The 18,570-nt window shown below is 72.6% G+C and carries 17 protein-coding genes; 10 read left to right on the top strand and 7 right to left on the bottom strand.

Annotated features, from left to right (window positions below):
- Positions 1-81: 81 nt before the first annotated feature.
- From ACIBNE_RS05870 to ACIBNE_RS05905, 8 genes are all read left to right on the top strand, one after another.
- The gene (locus ACIBNE_RS05870; protein ID WP_399269929.1) at positions 82-1,338 is read left to right on the top strand and encodes an MFS transporter; all 1,257 of its coding nucleotides are present in this window, start codon (positions 82-84) and stop codon (positions 1,336-1,338) included.
- 104 nt (positions 1,339-1,442) lie between these two features.
- Positions 1,443-1,814 (top strand): hypothetical protein, encoded by a 372-nt coding sequence (locus ACIBNE_RS05875; RefSeq protein ID WP_399269931.1) that lies wholly within the window; start codon positions 1,443-1,445, stop codon positions 1,812-1,814.
- A complete protein-coding gene (locus tag ACIBNE_RS05880; protein ID WP_399269933.1) occupies positions 1,804-4,368 on the top strand; it encodes an amino acid adenylation domain-containing protein in 2,565 nt (854 codons plus the stop codon). The genes ACIBNE_RS05875 and ACIBNE_RS05880 overlap by 11 nt, the downstream gene beginning before the upstream one ends.
- 89 nt (positions 4,369-4,457) lie before the next feature.
- The gene (hppD, locus tag ACIBNE_RS05885; protein WP_399269935.1) at positions 4,458-5,606 is read left to right on the top strand and encodes a 4-hydroxyphenylpyruvate dioxygenase; all 1,149 of its coding nucleotides are present in this window, start codon (positions 4,458-4,460) and stop codon (positions 5,604-5,606) included.
- Positions 5,603-6,778 carry an alpha-hydroxy acid oxidase gene (locus ACIBNE_RS05890; RefSeq protein ID WP_399269937.1) on the top strand — a complete coding sequence of 392 codons (1,176 nt, stop codon included), beginning with the start codon at positions 5,603-5,605 and terminating at the stop codon, positions 6,776-6,778. Before hppD ends, ACIBNE_RS05890 begins: the two co-directional genes overlap by 4 nt.
- Before the next feature lie 152 nt (positions 6,779-6,930).
- The gene (locus ACIBNE_RS05895; protein WP_399270097.1) at positions 6,931-8,112 is read left to right on the top strand and encodes a PLP-dependent aminotransferase family protein; all 1,182 of its coding nucleotides are present in this window, start codon (positions 6,931-6,933) and stop codon (positions 8,110-8,112) included.
- Positions 8,113-8,307: 195 nt separating this feature from the next.
- Entirely contained in the window at positions 8,308-10,641 is a 2,334-nt protein-coding gene (locus ACIBNE_RS05900) for a PAS domain S-box protein (protein ID WP_399269939.1), read from the top strand.
- Positions 10,642-10,985: 344 nt separating this feature from the next.
- Positions 10,986-11,888, top strand: a complete 903-nt coding sequence (locus ACIBNE_RS05905) for a SigB/SigF/SigG family RNA polymerase sigma factor (RefSeq protein WP_399269941.1) — start codon at positions 10,986-10,988, stop codon at positions 11,886-11,888.
- A 110-nt stretch (positions 11,889-11,998) separates the two neighbouring features.
- Here the strand turns inward: ACIBNE_RS05905 and ACIBNE_RS05910 are convergent, their stop codons facing one another.
- From ACIBNE_RS05910 to ACIBNE_RS05925, 4 genes are all read right to left on the bottom strand, one after another.
- Positions 11,999-12,865 (bottom strand): NmrA family NAD(P)-binding protein, encoded by an 867-nt coding sequence (locus ACIBNE_RS05910; RefSeq protein WP_399269943.1) that lies wholly within the window; start codon positions 12,863-12,865, stop codon positions 11,999-12,001.
- A 51-nt stretch (positions 12,866-12,916) separates the two neighbouring features.
- Positions 12,917-13,378, bottom strand: coding sequence for a hypothetical protein (locus ACIBNE_RS05915; RefSeq protein WP_399269945.1), 462 nt, complete (start codon positions 13,376-13,378; stop codon positions 12,917-12,919).
- Between the two features lie 113 nt (positions 13,379-13,491).
- Positions 13,492-14,013, bottom strand: a complete 522-nt coding sequence (locus tag ACIBNE_RS05920; protein WP_399269947.1) for a MarR family winged helix-turn-helix transcriptional regulator — start codon at positions 14,011-14,013, stop codon at positions 13,492-13,494.
- A gap of 88 nt (positions 14,014-14,101) precedes the next feature.
- Complete coding sequence (locus ACIBNE_RS05925; protein WP_399269949.1) at positions 14,102-15,163, bottom strand: magnesium transporter MgtE N-terminal domain-containing protein; 1,062 nt, start codon at positions 15,161-15,163, stop codon at positions 14,102-14,104.
- A 148-nt stretch (positions 15,164-15,311) separates the two neighbouring features.
- Here ACIBNE_RS05925 and ACIBNE_RS05930 point away from each other — a divergent pair, with 148 nt between their 5' ends.
- Positions 15,312-15,512 carry a hypothetical protein gene (locus ACIBNE_RS05930; protein WP_399269951.1) on the top strand — a complete coding sequence of 67 codons (201 nt, stop codon included), beginning with the start codon at positions 15,312-15,314 and terminating at the stop codon, positions 15,510-15,512.
- A gap of 199 nt (positions 15,513-15,711) precedes the next feature.
- Here the strand turns inward: ACIBNE_RS05930 and ACIBNE_RS05935 are convergent, their stop codons facing one another.
- Positions 15,712-16,425 carry an NADPH-dependent F420 reductase gene (locus tag ACIBNE_RS05935; RefSeq protein WP_399269953.1) on the bottom strand — a complete coding sequence of 238 codons (714 nt, stop codon included), beginning with the start codon at positions 16,423-16,425 and terminating at the stop codon, positions 15,712-15,714.
- 158 nt (positions 16,426-16,583) lie between these two features.
- Between ACIBNE_RS05935 and ACIBNE_RS05940 the strand changes: the two genes are divergently transcribed.
- Complete coding sequence (locus ACIBNE_RS05940) at positions 16,584-17,204, top strand: TetR family transcriptional regulator (protein WP_399269955.1); 621 nt, start codon at positions 16,584-16,586, stop codon at positions 17,202-17,204.
- Between the two features lie 75 nt (positions 17,205-17,279).
- Here the strand turns inward: ACIBNE_RS05940 and ACIBNE_RS05945 are convergent, their stop codons facing one another.
- Both ACIBNE_RS05945 and ACIBNE_RS05950 read right to left on the bottom strand, forming a co-directional pair.
- Positions 17,280-18,143, bottom strand: a complete 864-nt coding sequence (locus ACIBNE_RS05945; RefSeq protein WP_399269957.1) for a universal stress protein — start codon at positions 18,141-18,143, stop codon at positions 17,280-17,282.
- A gap of 67 nt (positions 18,144-18,210) precedes the next feature.
- On the bottom strand, positions 18,211-18,570 hold a 360-nt coding region (locus tag ACIBNE_RS05950), incomplete at its 5' end, for a universal stress protein (protein WP_399269959.1).

Here is an 18,570-nt window from a genome sequence, read left to right on the forward strand (position 1 = left end):
CCGCGCGCGTCCCCTTCCGCGCCCCGCGTTCAGCCCCCGTACTCCGGCTCCGTATCCCACATCCCGTAGGAGTGGCCCGCAGTGAACATCTTGCGCAACGCGCGCTTCAGGCGACTGCTGATCGGCGAAACCGTCTCCAGCTTCGGCGACAGCGCCATGTTCCTCTCCCTGGCCATCTGGGCCAAGGACCTCACCGGCTCCAACGCCTCGGCCGGTCTCGTCTTCCTCTTCATCACCGTCCCCGGGCTCTTCTCCCCCCTCTTCGGCTACGCCGTCGACAAGGTGAACCGCAAGCCCCTGCTCATGTGGATGTACGGGGCGATGGCCGTCCTCGTCCTCTCCCTGCTCTTCGTCGACTCGCCGGACCAGCTCTGGATCATCTACGCGGTCGCCTTCTGCCACGGGGTGTTCTTCTCCACACCGGCCCGCAGCGCCCTGCTCAAGGACCTGCTGCCGTCCGCCGACGCGCTCCAGGCCCGTTCGCTGCTCATCGCCACCCGCGAGGGCGTGCGCATCGTCTCCCCGGCCGCGGGCGCCGCGATCTACGTCGCCTGGGGCGGCAGCTTCCTGGCCCTGCTGGACGCCGCGACGTTCCTCTTCGCCATGGCGCTGCTCGCGGGCATCAAGCTCACCGAGTCCCAGCCGGAGGCCCCCACGGGCGAGCCGTTCCGGTCCCAGGTCACCGCGGGCTTCCGACACGTGCGCGGCATGCCGTTGCTGCTGCGCCTCATCGGCGCGATGGTCGGCTTCATGCTGATCGCCGGCCTCCTGGAGAGCGCCGCGTTCGCCGCGATCGAGCACGGTCTCGGCAAGTCCGCCGCGTTCTTCGGGGTCGCCTCCTCCGTGCAGGGCGCCGGATCGGTCCTCGGCGGCGTCGTCGCGGGCGCCCTCGTCAAACGGCTGGGGGAGTGCCGGGCCAGCGGCGTCGGCTACGCGCTGATGGCCACCGGCATGCTGCTGTGCATCTCCGGCGAGGTCGGTCTCTTCCTCGCGGGCGTCGTCCTCAACGGCATGGGCATGCCCCTGCTGGGCGTCGCCGTCGGCACCGCCACCCAGCTCTACACGCCCTCCCGCCTCCAGGGCCGCGTCCACGCCGTGGTGGGCATGACGTCGGGCGGCGTCCAGTCGCTGTCCATCGCCGCGGGCGCGGCGCTCATCGGGATCATCGACTACCGCGTGATGTACGGGCTCATCGTCGTCGCGGGCTTCGCCAGCGCCGTCTCCGTACTGACCCGCCGCCCGCCCACCCCGGAGATCGTGGCGTCCCTCGCGGACGAGCCGCAGGACACCCGGCCCCCGGCGCGCGACACCAAGGAGCCGGTGCCCGAGGGCGCCTGACCCCCTGGGCGCCACCCCGCCCCGCACCATGTCGTCCCTTCGCGTACAGCCCCGCCCCGTACCGCCCGTCCCCGCCGCGAACCGCCGCACGGAGGTGCCCTTCCATGCAGACCACCGCGCCCGCCCCGGCGGCGGCCCGCTCCGCCGCCCGGCCCCTGGAGGAAGCGCTCCACACCGCCCTGAGGGCACTCGACCGCCGAACACCCCTGGCCGAGGCGCAGATCGCCGTCCTGGAGGCCGCACTGCTCCTGGTCCGCGCCGGCACCGAAGCCGCCTGCCCGCCTGCCGAACGCCTCGAACTGCTCGGCAGCGCACTCGGCGCGGTCCGCGCCGCCGTCCAGGCCACGTCGTGCACGGTCGTCCGGGCCCGTGACGAACTGCGCCGCACCTCGGGCGACGCCCCGGACCAGCCCACCGTTCCGTCCCGCGGCACCCTCCGCGCACCGTACGAAAGGCGAACCGCCCATGCCCGCTGAGCCGCCCCCGCCGCACCCCACGATCCCCGACCGCTTCGCGGACCGGGCACGGCGCACCCCCGAAGCCGTCGCCGTCGTCAGCGACACGCACCGGCTCAGCTACGCCCAGCTGGACGCCCGCGCCGAGGACCTCGCCCAGCGGCTGCGCGCCGCCGGAGCCACCACGGGCACCCGGGTCGCCGTCCTCCAGGAGCGCTCCGCGGGACTCGTCGTCTCCCTCCTGGCGATCGCCAAGTCCGGTGCCTGCTACGTCCCGCTGCACACCGGCTACCCGGCCGACCGCATGGCCTGGGTGATGGCCGACACCGCCGCCGCCGTGCTGCTGACCGACGAGGCGTCGGCCTCCTTCCGCTTCCGCCACGATGCCCGCGTCCTGCGGGTCCGGCCGGACGGCACGACCGAGGGCCCGGCCCCCGAGCCGTCCCCCGCTCCCGGCATCCACCCGCTCTCCCTCGCCTACGTCATGCACACCTCGGGCTCCACGGGGCGCCCCAAAGGGGTCGCCGTCACCCACCGGGCCGTCGCCGACCTCGCCGCCGACCCGTGCTGGGGCGACGCCGCCCGCGCCGTCCTGCTGCACGCCCCCTACGCCTTCGACATCTCCACCTACGAACTGTGGGTGCCCCTCCTCAACGGCGGACGCGTCGTCGTCGCCCCGCCGGGCACCCTCGACGCCGAGGGACTGCGCCGTCTGACCGCCGAGCACGCACTGACCGCCGTCCACCTGACGGCAGGCCTGTTCGGCGCCTTCGCCGAGGAGTCGCCCGAGGTCTTCGCCCCCCTGCGGGAGGTACTGACCGGCGGCGACGTCGTACCGCCGCGCGCGGTGCGCCGCGTGCTGGAACACGCCCCCGGGGTGCGGGTGCGCCACCTCTACGGCCCCACCGAGATCACGCTCTTCGCCACCCACCGCGCGCTCACCGCCCTGCCCGTGCCCGAGCCGCTGCCGCTCGGCGACGCCCGCGCCGCCGCCCGCGTCCGCGTCCTCGACGACGCGCTGCGCCCGGTGGCAGCCGGAGACCAGGGCGAGCTGTACGTCGCGGGCAGCGGCGTCGCCCGCGGCTACCTGGACCGCCCCGCGGCGTCCGCCGCGCGCTTCGTGCCCGACCCGTACGGGCCGCCAGGCGAGCGGATGTTCCGCACCGGCGACCTCGTCCGGCTGAGCCCCGGCAGCGAGCTGGAGTTCATCGGCCGCCGCGACGGCCAGGTCAAGATCTCCGGCTACCGCGTCGAACTCGGCGAGGTGGAAGGAGCGCTCACCGCCCAGCCCGAGGTCCACCAGGCCGTCGTCCTCGCGGTGCCCGACGCCTTCGGCGACCGGCGCCTCGTCGCCTACACCACCCCGCACCTCGCGGAGGGGACGCTCACCGAGATCCGCGAGCGCCTCGCCAGAGCCCTGCCCGCCTACATGCTCCCCGACGCCCACCTCTCCCTGGAGGCCCTGCCGCTCACCCCCAACGGGAAGATCGACCGCGAGGCCCTGCCGGCCCCGGACCGGCCGCGCGACAACCGCCCGGCGCAGCGCCCGCTCGAACAGGCGCTCTGCGAGGTGTACGCCACCCTCCTCAAGCGGACCGCGCCCGTCGGACCCGAGGACGACTTCTTCGAGCTGGGCGGGCACTCCCTGCTCGCCGTACGCCTTCTCAGCAGGCTGCGCAGCCTGCTCGGCGCCGAACTGACCGTCCAGGACGTCTTCCAGACGCCCACCCCGCGCGGTCTGGCCGCCCGCATCGCCGCCGACGGCGAGGAGGAGGAGAACCTCACCGCGCCGCTGCTGACCCTGCGCGGCGCCGGCACCCAGCGCCCGCTCTTCTGCGTCCACCCGGTCCTCGGCCTCGCCTGGAGCTACGCGGCGCTCCTCCCGCACCTCGGCCCCGACCTGCCCGTCCACGGACTCCAGGCGACCGGAGCCCCCTTGGGCGACACCACCCTGATGGAGACCGCCGCCCACTACGCGGACCGCCTCCGCGAGGTCCAGCCGCACGGGCCCTACCGCATCGCGGGCTGGTCCCTCGGTGGACTCCTCGCCCACGCCGTCGCCACCACGCTCCAGGAGCGTGGCGAGGAGGTCTCCACCCTCGCGCTCATCGACTCCTACCCGCCCCGCACGGGCGACGGCACCGACTACGGCGCACGCGAATCCGCGGTCCTGCGGGCCCTGCTGGCCAGCATCGACCCCACCGCACCCGCCTCGCCCGACACCCCCGCAGACCGGGACTCCGTCGTCGCGGCCCTGCGCGCGGCCACCGGCCTCGCCGACGCCGAACAGCTCGTCGACGCGGCCCTGCACCACGACCGCGCGGCGGGCTCCTTCACCCCGCGCACCTTCGACGGCGACCTGCTGTTCTTCTCCGCACGCGTCGACCGCCCCGAAGGCCTGTCAGCCGACCTCTGGCGGTCCGCCGTCACGGGACGCGTGAGCGACCACCCCGTCGCCGCCTCGCACTACGAGGTGCTGCGCGCCCCGGCGGCGGGCGAGATCGGGCGGGCGCTGGCCGCCCGCCTCCAGGAGGAACCGGAGCCCGTACGGACCCCGGCCGCCGTCGTGTCCTGACCGACCGCCGGCCTCCCCGTCGGCCAGTACGCCCACCCGCCAGCCCACCCACTCGCCCGTATGCGCGTTCCTTCCGTGAGGAGAGCCCCATGAGCCAGGAGTCCCGCCCCTTCCCCGCCACGCACCTGGACCACGTCGAGATCTACACCGGCGACGCCGAGGCGGCGTCCCGCGACTACGTGGAGTCGTACGGCTTCGAAGTGATCGCCCGCACCCCGCGCTCCACCCCCACGCACCGCTCCGTGGCCGTGCGCCACGGCTCGATCCTCCTGGTGCTCACCGAGGCGCTCTCCGACGACCACCCGGCCGCCTCCTACGTGCTGACCCACGGCGACGGCGTGGCGTCCATAGCCCTGCGCACCGACGACGCCCGCGCCGCGTTCGCCGAGGCGGTCGCCGCGGGCGCCGATGCCCTCGCCGCACCGCACCGGCCGGCGGGCCCCGACGGCCCGCTCACCGCGAGCATCGGCGGCTTCGGCGACGTGCGCCACGACCTCGTCCAGTACCCCGCGCTCTCCGCGGGCGAGGCCGCCCACCTGCCGCCCGGCCTGGTGGCGTCCATCCCCCGGCGTTCCACCGACGCCCCCCGCGTCGGACTGCGCACGCTCGACCACTTCGCGGTCTGCGTCCCCGCGGGCAGCCTCGCCCCGACGATCGCCCGCTACTGCGCCGCGCTCGGCTTCCGGCGCATCTTCGAAGAGCGCATCGTCGTCGGCAGACAGGCCATGAACTCCCAGGTCGTGCAGAACCCGGCCGGGGACGTCACCCTCACCGTCATCGAGCCCGACACCACGCGCGACGCCGGGCAGATCGACGAGTTCCTCAAGAACCACGGCGGCGCGGGCGTCCAGCACCTCGCCTTCTCCACCGACGACGTCGTCCACGCGGTGGGCGCGCTGGCCGAGCGGGGCGTGGAGTTCCTCAAGACACCCGCCTCCTACTACACCCAGCTGCCCGAGCGGATGGAGGTGGACCGGCACGGCGTCGCCGCGCTCCAGGGGCTGAACGTCCTGGCCGACAGCGACCACGCCGGCCAGCTCTACCAGATCTTCACCCGCTCCCGGCACCCGCGGCGCACCCTCTTCATGGAGATCATCGAGAGGTTCGGCGCGACGACCTTCGGCAGCGGCAACATCAAGGCGCTGTACAAGGCCGTGGAGCTGGAGGGCATAGCCCCAGACGCCCGCACCGACGCCCGCACCGACGCCCGCGCCGACGGGCGGGGCCGTACGGCATGAGTACCGCCCCCTTCACGCGCCCCGCGCGGACCGAGGACCCGCCCCCGCCCCCGCCCGCGCCTCCGCGACTGGAAGCGCTGCTCACCCTCGCCGAGGTGGAGCACGCGGCGGCCTCCCGGCTCCCCGCGGCCGTCCGGGACTTCATCGGGGGCGGCAGCGGCCAGGAACGCGCCCTGACGGCCAACCGGCGCGCCCTGGACGCACACTGGCTCGTGCCGCGCGTCCTGCGCGACGTGACGTCCGTGTCCCCGGCGACCCGGCTCGCCGGGGACCGGGCGGCCTTCCCCGCGGCCGTGGCCCCCATGGCGTACCAGCGCATCGCCCATCCCGCAGGAGAGGCCGCCGCCGCGGCGGCGGCCCGAGCCGCGGGCATCCCCTTCGTGGTGCCGACGCTCAGCAGCGTGCCCGTGGAGGAGATCGCCGCGACCGGGGCCTCCCTGTGGTTCCAGCTCTATCCGCTCAGGGACCGGGGCGCAGGGAACGCGCTGGTGGAGCGCGCCGAAGCGGCGGGCTGCCGCGCCCTGATGGTGACGGCGGACGTGCCGCGCATGGGACGGCGGCTGCGCGACGTCCGCAACGCCTTCGCCCTCCCGCCCGGCATCAGCGCCGTCCACCTGGACGGCTCCCGGGCGACCGGGGCACAGCACACGGCGGGCGGCACCTCGGCCGTCGCCCGGCACACCCGGGAGATCATCGACCCCGCGTTCGACTGGCGGGAACTGGAGCGACTCGCCGCCCGGACCCGGCTGCCCCTCGTCGTCAAGGGAGTCCTGCACCCCGACGACGCCCGCCGGGCGGCGGACGCGGGTGCGGCCTGCGTGGTCGTCTCCAACCACGGGGGGCGCCAACTCGACGCCGCCGTCAGCGGGTTCACCGTACTGCCAGCCGTACGGGACGCTCTCGGCGACGACTGCCAGGTGCTGTACGACGGCGCGGTGCGCTCGGGCACCGATCTGCTCAAGGCCCTGGCACGCGGCGCGACCGGCGTGCTCGTCGGCCGCCCCGTGCTCTGGGGCCTCGCCGTCGCAGGGCAGGCCGGGGCCGAGCACGTCCTCACGCTCCTCGCCGACGAGACCGAGGAAGCCCTGGCACTCGCGGGCTGCCGGACCCCTGAGGAAGCGGCGGCACTGCCCCTGATCCCGGCCACCGGGGAAGCGGAGGTACGGCGATGACGACCACACCCGGGACCGCCCCCGGTAGGCCGCGGCTCACCCGCGCCCAGCTGCACCCCTCCCTCTCCGACCCGGCGCTCACCGCGATGAACTTCCTCAACGAGATCGCCGGACGCTATCCGGACGCGGTGCCGCTCGCCGCCGGCAGGCCCATGGAAGAGCCCTTCGGCGTCGAGGACCTCCACCGCCACCTGCGGACCTACGTCGACCACCTGCGCGCCGACGGCGCGGACGAGGCCGCCGTCACCCGCACGCTCTTCCAGTACGGCCGCACCAAGGGCGTGATCCACGAGCACATCGCCCGCAACCTCGCGGCGGACGAGGGCATCGACGCCGACCCCGAGGCCGTCGTCGTCACGGTCGGCTGCCAGGAGGCGCTCTACCTCGTCCTGCGCGCCCTGCGCCGCGACGAGCGCGACGTCCTGCTGGTCACCGAACCGGCCTACGTCGGCGTGCTCGGCGCGGCCCGCCTGGTCGACCTGCCCGTCTGGCCCGTACGGGAGGGCCCGCAGGGCCTGGACCCGGAAACCCTGGCCGCCCGCGTCCAGGAGGCCAGGGCCGCGGGCCTGCGCCCCCGCGCCTGCTACGTGGTCCCCGACTTCGCCAACCCCTCCGGCGCCCGGCTCACCCGCCGCACCCGCGAACGCCTGCTGGAGGTGGCGCGCGAGCAGGACGTGCTGCTCCTGGAGGACAACCCCTACGGCCTCTTCCAGGCGGAGACCGGCCCCCGCCCGCCGACGCTGAAGGCCCTGGACACCGACCGCAGGGTGGTCTACCTCGGCTCGTTCGCGAAGACCGGGTTCCCCGGAGCGCGCATCGGCTACGCCGTGGCGGACCAGGAAGTGGCGGCCGAAGACGGCACCACGACGCTCCTGGCCGACGAACTGGCCCTGCTCAAGAGCATGCTGACGGTCAACACGCCGCCCGTGGCCCAGGCCCTGGTCGCCGGGCTGCTCCTGGCGAACGACCACAGCCTGGAGCGGGCCAACGAGGCGACCACCGCAGAGTACGCACACCGCATGCACACCCTCCTCGACGGCCTGAAGCGCCACTTCCCGCCCGAGACCGGCGTCACCTGGAACGTGCCCGGCGGCGGCTTCTTCGCCGTGCTGACCGTCCCCTTCGAGGCGGACGAGGAGGCGCTGCGCCGCTGCGCGGCGGAACACCGGGTGCTGTGGACGCCGATGCGCTACTTCTACGAGGGCCGGGGAGGGGAACGGCAGTTGAGGCTCTCCATCAGCGCGGCGGATCCCGCGGGAATCGAGGCGGGCCTGGAGTCGCTGCGCGACTTCGTGGCGGCGAAGGCGGGGGAGCGGCATCGGCCTGGCACGTGATCCGGCGGACGGGAGGCCGTGCCGAGTTGCCGTGCGGACCTGCGCCGCAGGATCTTCCGAAACGACGGTTTGTCGAAGCGCGGCGGGCAGGTTCGGCCACTGAGCGACCAGTAGAGGGCAAGCAGGGGCGCGGGGAACCCCGGTGCGCTGTGATGGCCCGATTCACCACGGATACGCCAGCCGGTGGGGGCCGACATGGACGACAAGGGCAGTACAGCGTCGAGGAGCGAAGCCGTGGCCGCGGTTCCCCCTGCCTGCCGCTGGGCCACCGCTTCCCCCGAGGGCCGGCCGGGGACGGGGGAGGAGCGGTTCAGGGGGCTTTTGGAGGCGGCGCCGGACGCCATGGTCATCGTCGACGACACCGGGATCATCCGGCTGGTCAACGCGCAGACCGAGGCCCTCTTCGGCTACCGGCGCCTGGAACTCCTCGGACGCCCCGTCGAACTCCTGGTGCCCGGCCGCTTCCGTGACCACCACCAGTTGCACCGCGACGGCTACGCCGCCAACCGCCAAGTACGCCCGATGGGTGCCGGGTTGGAGCTGCACGGGCTGCGCAAGGACGGTACCGAGTTTCCCGTAGAGATCAGCCTCAGCCCGCTGGAGACCGCGGACGGCCTCCTCGTTTCGGCCGCCGTCCGTGACGTCAGCGACCGCAAGGCCGCCGAAGAACGGTTCAGGGGCCTCTTGGAGGCGGCACCGGACGCCATGGTCATCGTCGACGACACGGGGGCGATCAAGCTGGTGAACGCGCAGACCAAGACGCTGTTCGGCTACCAGCGGGAGGAACTCCTGGGGCAGAACGTGGAACTGCTGATACCCGGCCGGTTCCGAGCCCAGCACACCCGGCACCGGGAGGAGTACGTCGCGAGCCGGCAGGTACGCCCGATGGGTGCCGGGTTGGAGCTGCACGGGCTGCGCAAGGACGGTACCGAGTTTCCCGTCGAGATCAGCCTCAGCCCGCTGGAGACCGCGGACGGCCTCCTGGTTTCGGCCGCCGTCCGTGACGTCAGCGACCGCAAGGCCGCCGAACAGCACATCAACCAGCTCGCCTCCCTTGTCGAGTCCTCCCAGGACGCCATCCTCGCCAAGACCCTCGACGGTCACATCACCTACTGGAACGCGGCCGCCCAGCGGCTGTACGGCTACAGCGCACAGGAGGTGATCGGGCGGCACGTGGCGATGCTCGCACTGCCCGACCGGGCCCACGAGATCGATGTGCTCCTCGACCGGCTGGCCCGCGGGGAGAAGATCGAGCACTTCGAGACCCTGCGTGTCACCGGCGACGGGCAGCTCCTGGACGTCGACGTCACCCTGTGGCCCACCCGGGCCGCGGACGGCACTGTCGAGGGTGCGTGCGCGATCGTGCGCGACATCAGTGACCGCAAGCGGGCCGAGGCCGAACTCCAGGCCCTCTACGAGCAGCAGCGGCACATCGCCCTCACCCTCCAGCGCAGCCTGATGGGCACCCCGCCCGCCATCGAGGGGCTGGCCACGGCCAGCCGCTACCTGCCCGCCACCCAGGGCGCGGGCGTGGGCGGCGACTGGTTCGACCTCATCCCGCTGGGGGCGGGCCGGGTCGGCATCCTCATCGGCGACGTGATGGGGCGCGGCCTGGACGCCGCCGCGGTCATGGGCCAGCTGAGGGCCGCGGCGCACGCGTTGGCCAAGACCGGAATGGAGCCGCGCCAGCTGATGCAGGCGCTGGACGCGATCGTCACCGACCTCGACCTGCCCGATCAGCTCGTCACCTGCTGCTACCTCGTCCTCGCCCCGGACACCGGCGAAGTGATCCTCTGCTCGGCCGGCCACCTGCCCGCCCTGCTGGCCGATCCCACAGGCGGCATCCGGGAGCTCCAGGCACCCATCAGCGCGCCGCTGGGCGTCGGCGGGATCCCGCACGAACAGGCCCGCGCCGCCGTGCCACCCGGAGCCGCGCTCGTCCTCTACACCGATGGCCTGATCGAAACCCCCGGCAGCGACATCGAAAGCCGGATCGCCGAACTCACCCGCACCCTCGACGACGCCTTCGCCAGCACCGACGGCCTGGAAACCATCGCCGACGGCGTCCTGGCCGCGCTGCTGCCCGACGTGGAGGGCCACAACGACGACGTGACCCTCCTCCTGGCCCGGCTGCCCGCGGCCCCGCTGGCCACCGCCACCACCGACCTGCCCGCCCTCGCCTCCTCCGTCGGCGACGGACGCTCCTTCCTCACCAAGACCCTCACCGCCTGGGACTGCGCCCACCTCGCCGACGACGCCCGCCTCCTGGTCTCCGAAGTCCTCACCAACGCCCTCCAGCACGCCCAGGGCCCCCTCGGCCTCCACCTGCGCCGCACCACCACCGAACTCACCGTCGAGATCAGCGACCGCAGCCCCCATCTGCCCCAGCCCCGGCTGGCCGCTCCCGACGACGAATCCGGCCGCGGCCTCCTCCTCGTCGACGCCCTCGCCCACAGCTGGGGCGTACGCCCCACCGACGACGGCAAGACCACCTGGTTCACCCTCCACACCCGAGACGGGGGCAAGTGACCTCCGGCACGGAACCGACGACCCCGTAACGGACCCCGTGACGCGCCTTCAAAAGCCACCGGTGGGCTGCTGGTCCGCAGCCGGAGTGTCGTACGGGTGTGCCGGTCGGCAGGCGGACCGGGAACGCGGCCGGTCCGGAGCGCCGACGGCCAGGGTTGGCCGGTTCTTGGCGCGGGGCGTTTGCGGGCACAGGCGCGGGGCAGGCGTGGGGGAGTGCTTCGGACCGTAGGCACGCCACAGGGTGCAGCTCTGCTGCCCCGGGCGTGCCGTGCCCGGGTGCGAGGAGAGGACCTGTGCGGCGGATTCCGTATGGAACCGTCTTCTCCCGCGAAAGGGATCGTCCCGTGACCGCGACCACCCGCACACCTCGCACCTCCACCCCCGTCCCGGCGCCCGCGCCCGTCTCCCGCACCGCGTCCCGCGCGGGCCGTTCGTCTCGGGGCGGATCCCCGCGCCGTACCGGGTCCCGCAGCCGTCATCCCCACCACGACGCCCCCGACACCGAGGCCGCCTTCCGGCGCCTGGCGGTGCTGCCCGCCTGCCGTGAGCGGCGTGAACTGCGCAGCGACCTGACGACGGCATGGCTGCCGATGGCGCACCGCATAGCGACCCGCTTCCGCAACCGCGGGGAGAGCATGGACGACCTGAAGCAGGTCGCCGCCGTCGCGCTGGTGAAGGCCGTCGACCGGTTCGAGCCCGCCCAGGGCAACGCCTTCGAGTCCTACGCCGTTCCCACCATCACCGGTGAGCTGAAGCGGCACTTCCGCGACCACGCCTGGGCCGTCCACGTCCCGCGCCGCGTCCAGGAACTGCGCGGCCGGGTCCGCCGTGCCCGCATCGAACTCGAACAGACCCAGGTGCGCGAACCGACCCTCTCCCAGCTCGCGTTCCAAGCGGGCCTGAGCGAGGAGGAGGTCGCCGAAGGGGAGGAAGCCATGGGCTCCTACTCGTCTCTCTCCCTGGACCGCCCCGCCGACGGCGCGGACGACGGCTACAGCCTCCAGGATCGCATCGGCCGCATCGACGGTGCGTTTGATCAGGTGGTGGACCGTGAAGCGGTCAAGCCCGCTCTCCGCGCCCTGCCGGAGCGTGACAAGCGCATCCTGTGCATGCGGTTCTTCGACGGCATGACGCAGCTGAGCATCGCCGAAGAGCTCGGGATCTCCCAGATGCACGTCTCCCGCCTCCTCACCAAGATCTGCGCCGGGCTGCGCGACCAGGCACTGAAGGAACGCGGCGTCGCCTGAACACCGTGCCCAGCGTGGGGTGAACACGCGGGTGTCGTGGGCCTGTCCGGCATTCGTAGCGCCCGCAAGGCCGCCGCGCGGACGACTGCGGAACCTGGCCGGGTGGTCGGTCAGGCGGTCCTGGTGAACGTGTGGAGGTGTTCGCGGAGGAAGGCGTGCAGTGTCCTGGCGGGGCGGCCGAGGACGGTCTCGATGGTGTCGTCGGGGGATTCCGGTCGGGTGATGGCCAGTTGCTGGATCTCGACCACGTGGCTTGCGAGCCAGGGCGGCATGTGCGCGGTGGACAGGAGGTGGCTGCGGAACGCGTCCGGCGGCAGGTCGATGTAGCGAACGGGTCGGCAGGTCAGCTCGCCGAGTAGACGGGCGAGCTCGGGGTGGCTGAAGGCCTGCGGGCCGGTCAGGGTGTGGGTGGCGCCGGCGAGGCCGGGGCGCAGGAGGGTCTCGGCGGCGACGTCGGCGATGTCCCGGACGTCGACGTAGTTGCAGGGGGCTTCGCGCATGGCCCCGATGAGTGCGCCCTCGGCGATCGCCGGGGCGTTCAGGAGCAGCTTTTGCATGAATGCGTAGGGCCGGAGCAGCGTGGCCGTCATTCCGGTTCTCGCCAGGTGTTCCTCGACCTGCCAGTGGCTGCGCGAGATGGCCACTGGTGAGGCGGGCTCGGCCGCCGGGGCGGAGAGTTTGACCACGTGCCGTGTCCCGCAGTGGGCCGCGGCGTCTATCACGTTGGATTCAAGCTCGGCCTGACGCGGGCTGTTGGCCATGGCGAGGAACAGTTGCGCGGTTCCCTTGAGCGCGTCGCGGAGCGTCTGAGGGTCTGCGGCGTCCGCACCGACGACCTCGACCGGTGTGTCTGTGCCGATGGCGGAGCGCAGCTGGTCGGGCGTACGGCTGACGGCGCGGCAGGGGACTTCGAGTTCGACGAGTCGCCGGAGCAGGGCGCTGCCGGTGGCGCCGGTGCCGCCGATGATGGTGATCACTGTGTGCCTTTCGTGGGTGGGGGCTCTGGAAAGTCGGGTGGGAGGACCGGGTCAGGCCGGTTGCCGGGATGTCGTGCCGTGCCACCGCCAGGTGACGATGGTGGCGGCCAGGCCGGCCGACAGCGGTAGGTCGATCCGCAGCCGCTCCAGCCATGCGGCATCGGGGACCGGTGTGTGCGACGGCAGCCAGTCGGATCCGAACCATCCGGCCAGGCCGGCGATTCCGGCCGCTGCGACGGCAAGTCCGAGGGTGAGTACCGGTCGCGGCGCCGAGGCCGTCCAGCGCCGGGGTCGGCCGCGGCGGTGCAGCCACGCGCCGACGACGCAGGCCACCAGGGCCGATGTGGCTCCGATGGAGGTGAAGGCGGCCCTGGTCAGTTCGGGCCGGTCGCCGAGGAGTCCGCCGAGCCCGGCGGTGAGCGCAGGGGCCAGGTAGGCGGTCGTGACTTCCTTCCACAGTGTGAACGGACGCGTGGCGAAACCGTGCTGGACGGTTCCGGGAGGGGGACTCATGTGACTCCTCCAAAATAAATTAGCTGGCTAACTAATTGCTTAGGGGGCTAACTATATGGGCATGGGGAAGCCCGGGTTCGAGGCGGTCGCCCCGCGCGGAAGTGGCGCCGGGGCTATTCGGCAGTCAGTGCGTCGATGCGCTGAGTGATTCGCCCCAGGAGGTCGAGGAACAATCCGCGTTCGTCGGCGGCCAGTCCGCCGACCAGTGCCTCAAGGCGTGTGAAGTGGTCCGCGGCCATGTCGCGCAACCGCCGGCTGCCGCGCGCCGTGAGTACGACGACCGCGCCCCGACCGTCCTCCGTTGAGGCGCGGCGGGCCACCAGGCCCTCTCGCTCCAGGCCGACGACCAGGCCGGTCACCGTGGCGCGCGAGACGCCAAGACTCTTTGCGAGCAGTGACGGCGACTTCTCCCCGTCGCTGTCCTCAAGATCCACCAGGAGGCGGTAGCGCCCGGTCGAAAGACCGGAGCGCGCGAAGTGCACTTCGGACGCCCGGTCCAGGCGCGCCCCGGCGGCCATCAGGCGCACCGCGACGAGCACCGCCTGCGGGTCGGCCTCAAGTCCGTACCGGGTGATCTGCTTCCGCGCCTGTTCGAGCGTGGGTGCAGTGCCGGGGTTCGCGTCCTCGTCACTCATGAGAAGTAATATGGCAGCTAACTATCTATCGGTCAAGTCGTCGAGGGCCTCGACAGTGAGGACGGGGGCGCTGCGGGGTCCTGGACGTTCAGTGCAGGTCATGGGGATCCATGCCGAAGACGTACTCGTCGTGGTGGAAGATGCGCTCGACCTTCGCGGGGTCGATCAGGGCGAGGATCTGCTCGACGCGAGCGGGCTCCATCGCTTCGAGGAGGTACGCGGAGTAGTGCTTTCCGAGCGTCTTGTAGCGCCCGGCCCAACTCTGTTCGAGTTCAAGGAGGATCCGCGCCGCTCGCTCGGTCGTCGTCAGGGTGAGGAGATTCGCGCAGACGTCGAGCGGCACCCTGTATTCGAAGACGAAGGCGACACGCTTGACATCGAGTAGGTCGAGGATCCGTACGGCCTGCTCGACTCGCACGTGGGCGAGGCAGGGCACCAGGTTCAACCCGGTCGTGAGGACCTGTGCCGCGAGCTGAGGCTCGACCTCGCCGAGGAGCCGACGGGCCGCCTTCTGGCTCGTCTCGTTGAGGATCCGGCCCGCCTTCTCGGGCTCAAGCTTGTGGAGGATCCTGGCCGCGTCCTCGGGCGGGAGCTTCTTGAGGATCTTTGCCGCGCTCTTGGGCTTGACCCATGTGAGCATCTCCAGCGCACGGCCGGATTCGGTTGCCGCGAGGATGCCCAGCGCTTTGGAGGGCTCCACCGCCTCCAGGAACCGTGTCGCCTCTGGCCTGGCCATGTCGTTCAGCATCGCGCCTGACCGCGAGGCATGAGGTGCGGGCGCTCCAGGAAAGAGGCGTTCCCCGGCGGGGGGTCTGGGCCTGCTCCGGCGGTGGGAGGCGGCGACCCGCTCCCAAGCCGCTTTCCAGGCGGGCCATTGGTCTTCGGCGCCGCAGGCGTACACGAAGGCCCGCATCACATCGAGACCGGGTAGGTGCCTGCCGGACAGGGCATTGCTGGCCGTGCTGGTGGGGAGCGGGAGTTGGTGCGCGGCCGCACGCCGCTCCAGTATCGCGAGGCTGGGTGCCCCACTCGCGATGCGAAGCTTCTTCAGCTCACTGGCGAGATCGTCAATGGCTGTGACGGTGTGTGGAGCGGGGTCTGCTCCATCGGGCGGCATGGTTCCGACATGTCCAACTGTGGACCGGGCCATCCCATGATCGCCCAAGATCTTTGCCGGACAGTGGGGGACGGCATCCCACGTTGTCCGCAATCACTGGGCGGCCCGGCACGGAAATGGTCCCGTGTTCTCGCTGCCTGTCGCCCGTTGGGGGTGCGCAGGGAAGAGGAGGAGTGCGGGGATGAGTGGTAGTCGCGGCCTATGGCTGGCGGTGATGATCCTGGCGAGCGCGATGCTCGGAGCCGCCGGCGGAACACTGGCCCGGATGGGCGGGGCGGGCGTGCCGCAGGCGGTCTTGACCGGTGCGGCCGGATTCGGAGCGAGTGTGCTGCTCATGATTGCGATGGCCAGCTTTCTGGATGCTGGTCAAACCTCACGGTGAACGCCCGACGGGACTCGCCGTCGGGGGCATCCGGGTCGCGCGGCGTGCGCGGCCCGGCCGTCGGACGGCCAGCCCCTGGTGGCCACGCGGGGAGCCCGGGGTCGAGCAGGTCTGTGCGCCGACCCGCTGGACCAGGACCGGCTTCCACGCGCACCGTCCGCGATCGGCCGGAGCCGGGCCGGGAGCACGGTTCGGTGTCTCAGAGGGCGGAGGCGGACAGAAGTTCCCGGATGCGGTGGGCGGGTGCGGAGACGGCGGGGGCCTGGAAGATCCACTGCTGGGTCTCCTGCTCGTTGAGTCCCGCGGGGAGCGGGGGCATGTAGGGCAGGGCCTGGAGGACGGAGCCCGGCTGGCTGGGTCGGCTGTCGGCGAGGGTGCCGAGGTCGACGGCGTCGTAGCCGAGGGTGTCCAGCAGGGCGACGACCTCGGCCTTGGCCGCCGGGTCGTCGGCGGCGAGGGGCAGGGCGCTGCGGTCGGAGGCGTTCGCCGGGCGGGAGAGGGCGAGCAGGTGGCGGAAGAAGACGTTGTTGAGGGCCTTGACCACCCGTGCGGCGCTGAGCCGCTGCTGCACGTACGCGCTGGAGGTGAGGTCTCCGGAGTCGAGTGCGGCGATGTGGCCGTCGCGCTGGGGGAAGTAGTTGGTCGCGTCGATCACCGTGCGGCCTGCCAGGGCGTCGGTGGGGAGCTTGTCGACGGCGCCCAGCGGGACGGCCGCGACGACGAGGTCGGCGGCCTGCGCCGCCTCGGCGACGGATGCCGCCCGGACGTGTGTCCCCAGGTCGGTGATCAGGTCGGTGAGGGTCTGGGGGCCGCGTGAGTTGCTCAGGATCACGTCGAGTCCGGCGTCGGCGGCGAGGCGGGCGACCGTGCCGCCGATCATTCCGCTGCCGATGACGCCCAGTGTTTTGGTCATGGTCGGGACTCCGTTTCGCAAGAGGGGTGGGGCGCGGCTGCCGGGGCCCGGCCGTCCGCCGCGTGAGGACCTGTGGAGTGAAGGAGGGTTCCTCATTTCAAGCCCAGTGTCATCTGTGACACTGAGTTCCACATGAGATTCTTTGTACCATTAACGCGATGGAGAGCCAAACCGAGAGGACGGCCGGAATGACGAGCGCGAGCAAGGGCGCTACCCGGGGCATCGCACGCGCGGCCGTGCGCGCGGAGCTCGCGCAGGTGGCCTTCGACCTCTTCCGCCGCGAGGGGTTCGACAAGGTCACCCTGGACGACCTCGCCTCCGCTGCCGGGGTCTCGCGCAGCACGTTCCTGCGCTACTTCCGCACGAAGGAGGACGCGGTCCTCGGCGCATTCGACGCGCAGGGGGAGAAACTCGCCGCAGCGCTGCGGGACCGGCCTGCGGCCGAGGACGACTGGACGGCCCTGCGGCAGGCCATGGACTGTGTCCTCGCCCCCTATCGCGAGGACCCCGAGCACTCCCTCGCGATGGCGACACTGGTCCAGCAGACCTCGTCGCTGTGTGCTCGGCGCCTGGAGAAGCAAGACGGCTGGCGGACGGCTTTGGCACGCTCCCTCGCCGAGCGTTCCGGCAGCCCCGGTCCCGGCACGCTCGCCCAGTCCGTCCGGGCCGCCGCGGCCCTGGACTGCCTCAACGTCGCCCTCGACCACTGGACGGCCTCCGACGCCCGCTCGGACCTCGATGCCCTCCTCGACGAGGCGTTCGCGGTCCTCGCCTCGTAGCGGCACCGTTCGGCGACGAACGCCGGAAGCAGACCGGGTTCCGGTGCGGGGCCCTGTGCCATGCGAAGCCCTGCGTCAACCGTGTGCGACCACCCCGACCGGACACACCGCACGGTGGATCAGGGAGTGGGCCGTGGGGCCCAGGCGGTGGCCCCCGTCGGCGCGTCGGCCGATCACGAGGAGGCTCGCGTCGGCCGACTTCCGCAGCAGATGGTGTGCCGCACGGCCGTGGATCAGCTGGACGGTGGTTTCGGTCCGCGGGTATTTGTGCCGCCAGGGCCGTAGGGCCGCGTCGAGCCGCCGCGTCCTGGCGGCTTCGAGGGCGCCGTACGCCTCGCTCAGTGGCGGCAGCAGCCAGGTGTGCACCACGTGCAGCGGGGCGTTTCTGGCGGTGGCCGCCTCGAAGGCGTAGGCGATCAGGTCGTCGCAGGCGTGGTGCGGGTCGAGGCCGAGGAGCACCCTGCGGACCGGAACGCCGGTGAGCGGGTTGCTGTCCGTGCCGCCGACGTGTTCGTCCTCCGCGAGGCTGCCGGAGCGGACCAGGACCACCGGGACGGGTGAGGCGGCGGCGACCGCGAGGGCGACCGAGCCGACGAGGAAGCCCGCGAAGGCGGTGAAGCCCCGGGAGCCCAGGACCAGGGTCTCTGAGTCGGCCGCCGCCCGGACGAGCGCCGGGGCCGGTGCGCCCGGGACCCGGCGCACGGTGATCCGCAGTGCGGGGTGTCCGTAGGAGAGAACGCGTGCCGCCTTCTCCAGTGCGCCGCTCTCCCGGGCGGCGGGGACGTCCAGCTCGGGCAGACCGGTGTGGTGCGGGGGCCCGTCCTCGACCTGGACCAGGTCGAGCGGTGCGCCACGGCGTTCGGCCTCGCGGGCGGCCCAGTCGGCGGCCGTCAGGCTCTCGGCGGAGCCGTCGACTCCTGCGGTGACGGGTCGCTTCATCGGGCACCTCGTGCTCGTCTTCTTCTCGTTCCCGGGCTTCTTCGCCGGTTCCGTCGGTTCCGTCGGTTCAGGAGTGGGGGACGACCGCGACCGGGCAGGGGGAGTGGTGCAGCACCGCGTGGTTGACCGGTCCGAGTTGCATGCCCAGGTGGCCCTTGCGGCGGCGGGCACCGACGACCAGCAGGTCCGCGGTGGCCGCCGCGTCCAGGAGCACCTTGCGCGCCGGGCCCTCGACCGCCTCCTGGCTCACCGTCGCCTCCGGGAGGGAGCGGGTGGCGTCGCGCACGGCCTGGGTCAGCCGTGCCTGTGCGAGGCGGCGGTGCTCGTCCGCCACGTCCACCGGGTATTCGGGCACTTCGAGAGCCGGGCATCGCCAGGCGTGCACGGCGGTCACCGATCCACCGCGCAGCCGGGCTTCGTCCAGGGC

The sequence above is a fragment of the Streptomyces sp. NPDC050504 genome (assembly GCF_044458065.1).
Lineage (GTDB): Bacteria > Actinomycetota > Actinomycetes > Streptomycetales > Streptomycetaceae > Streptomyces.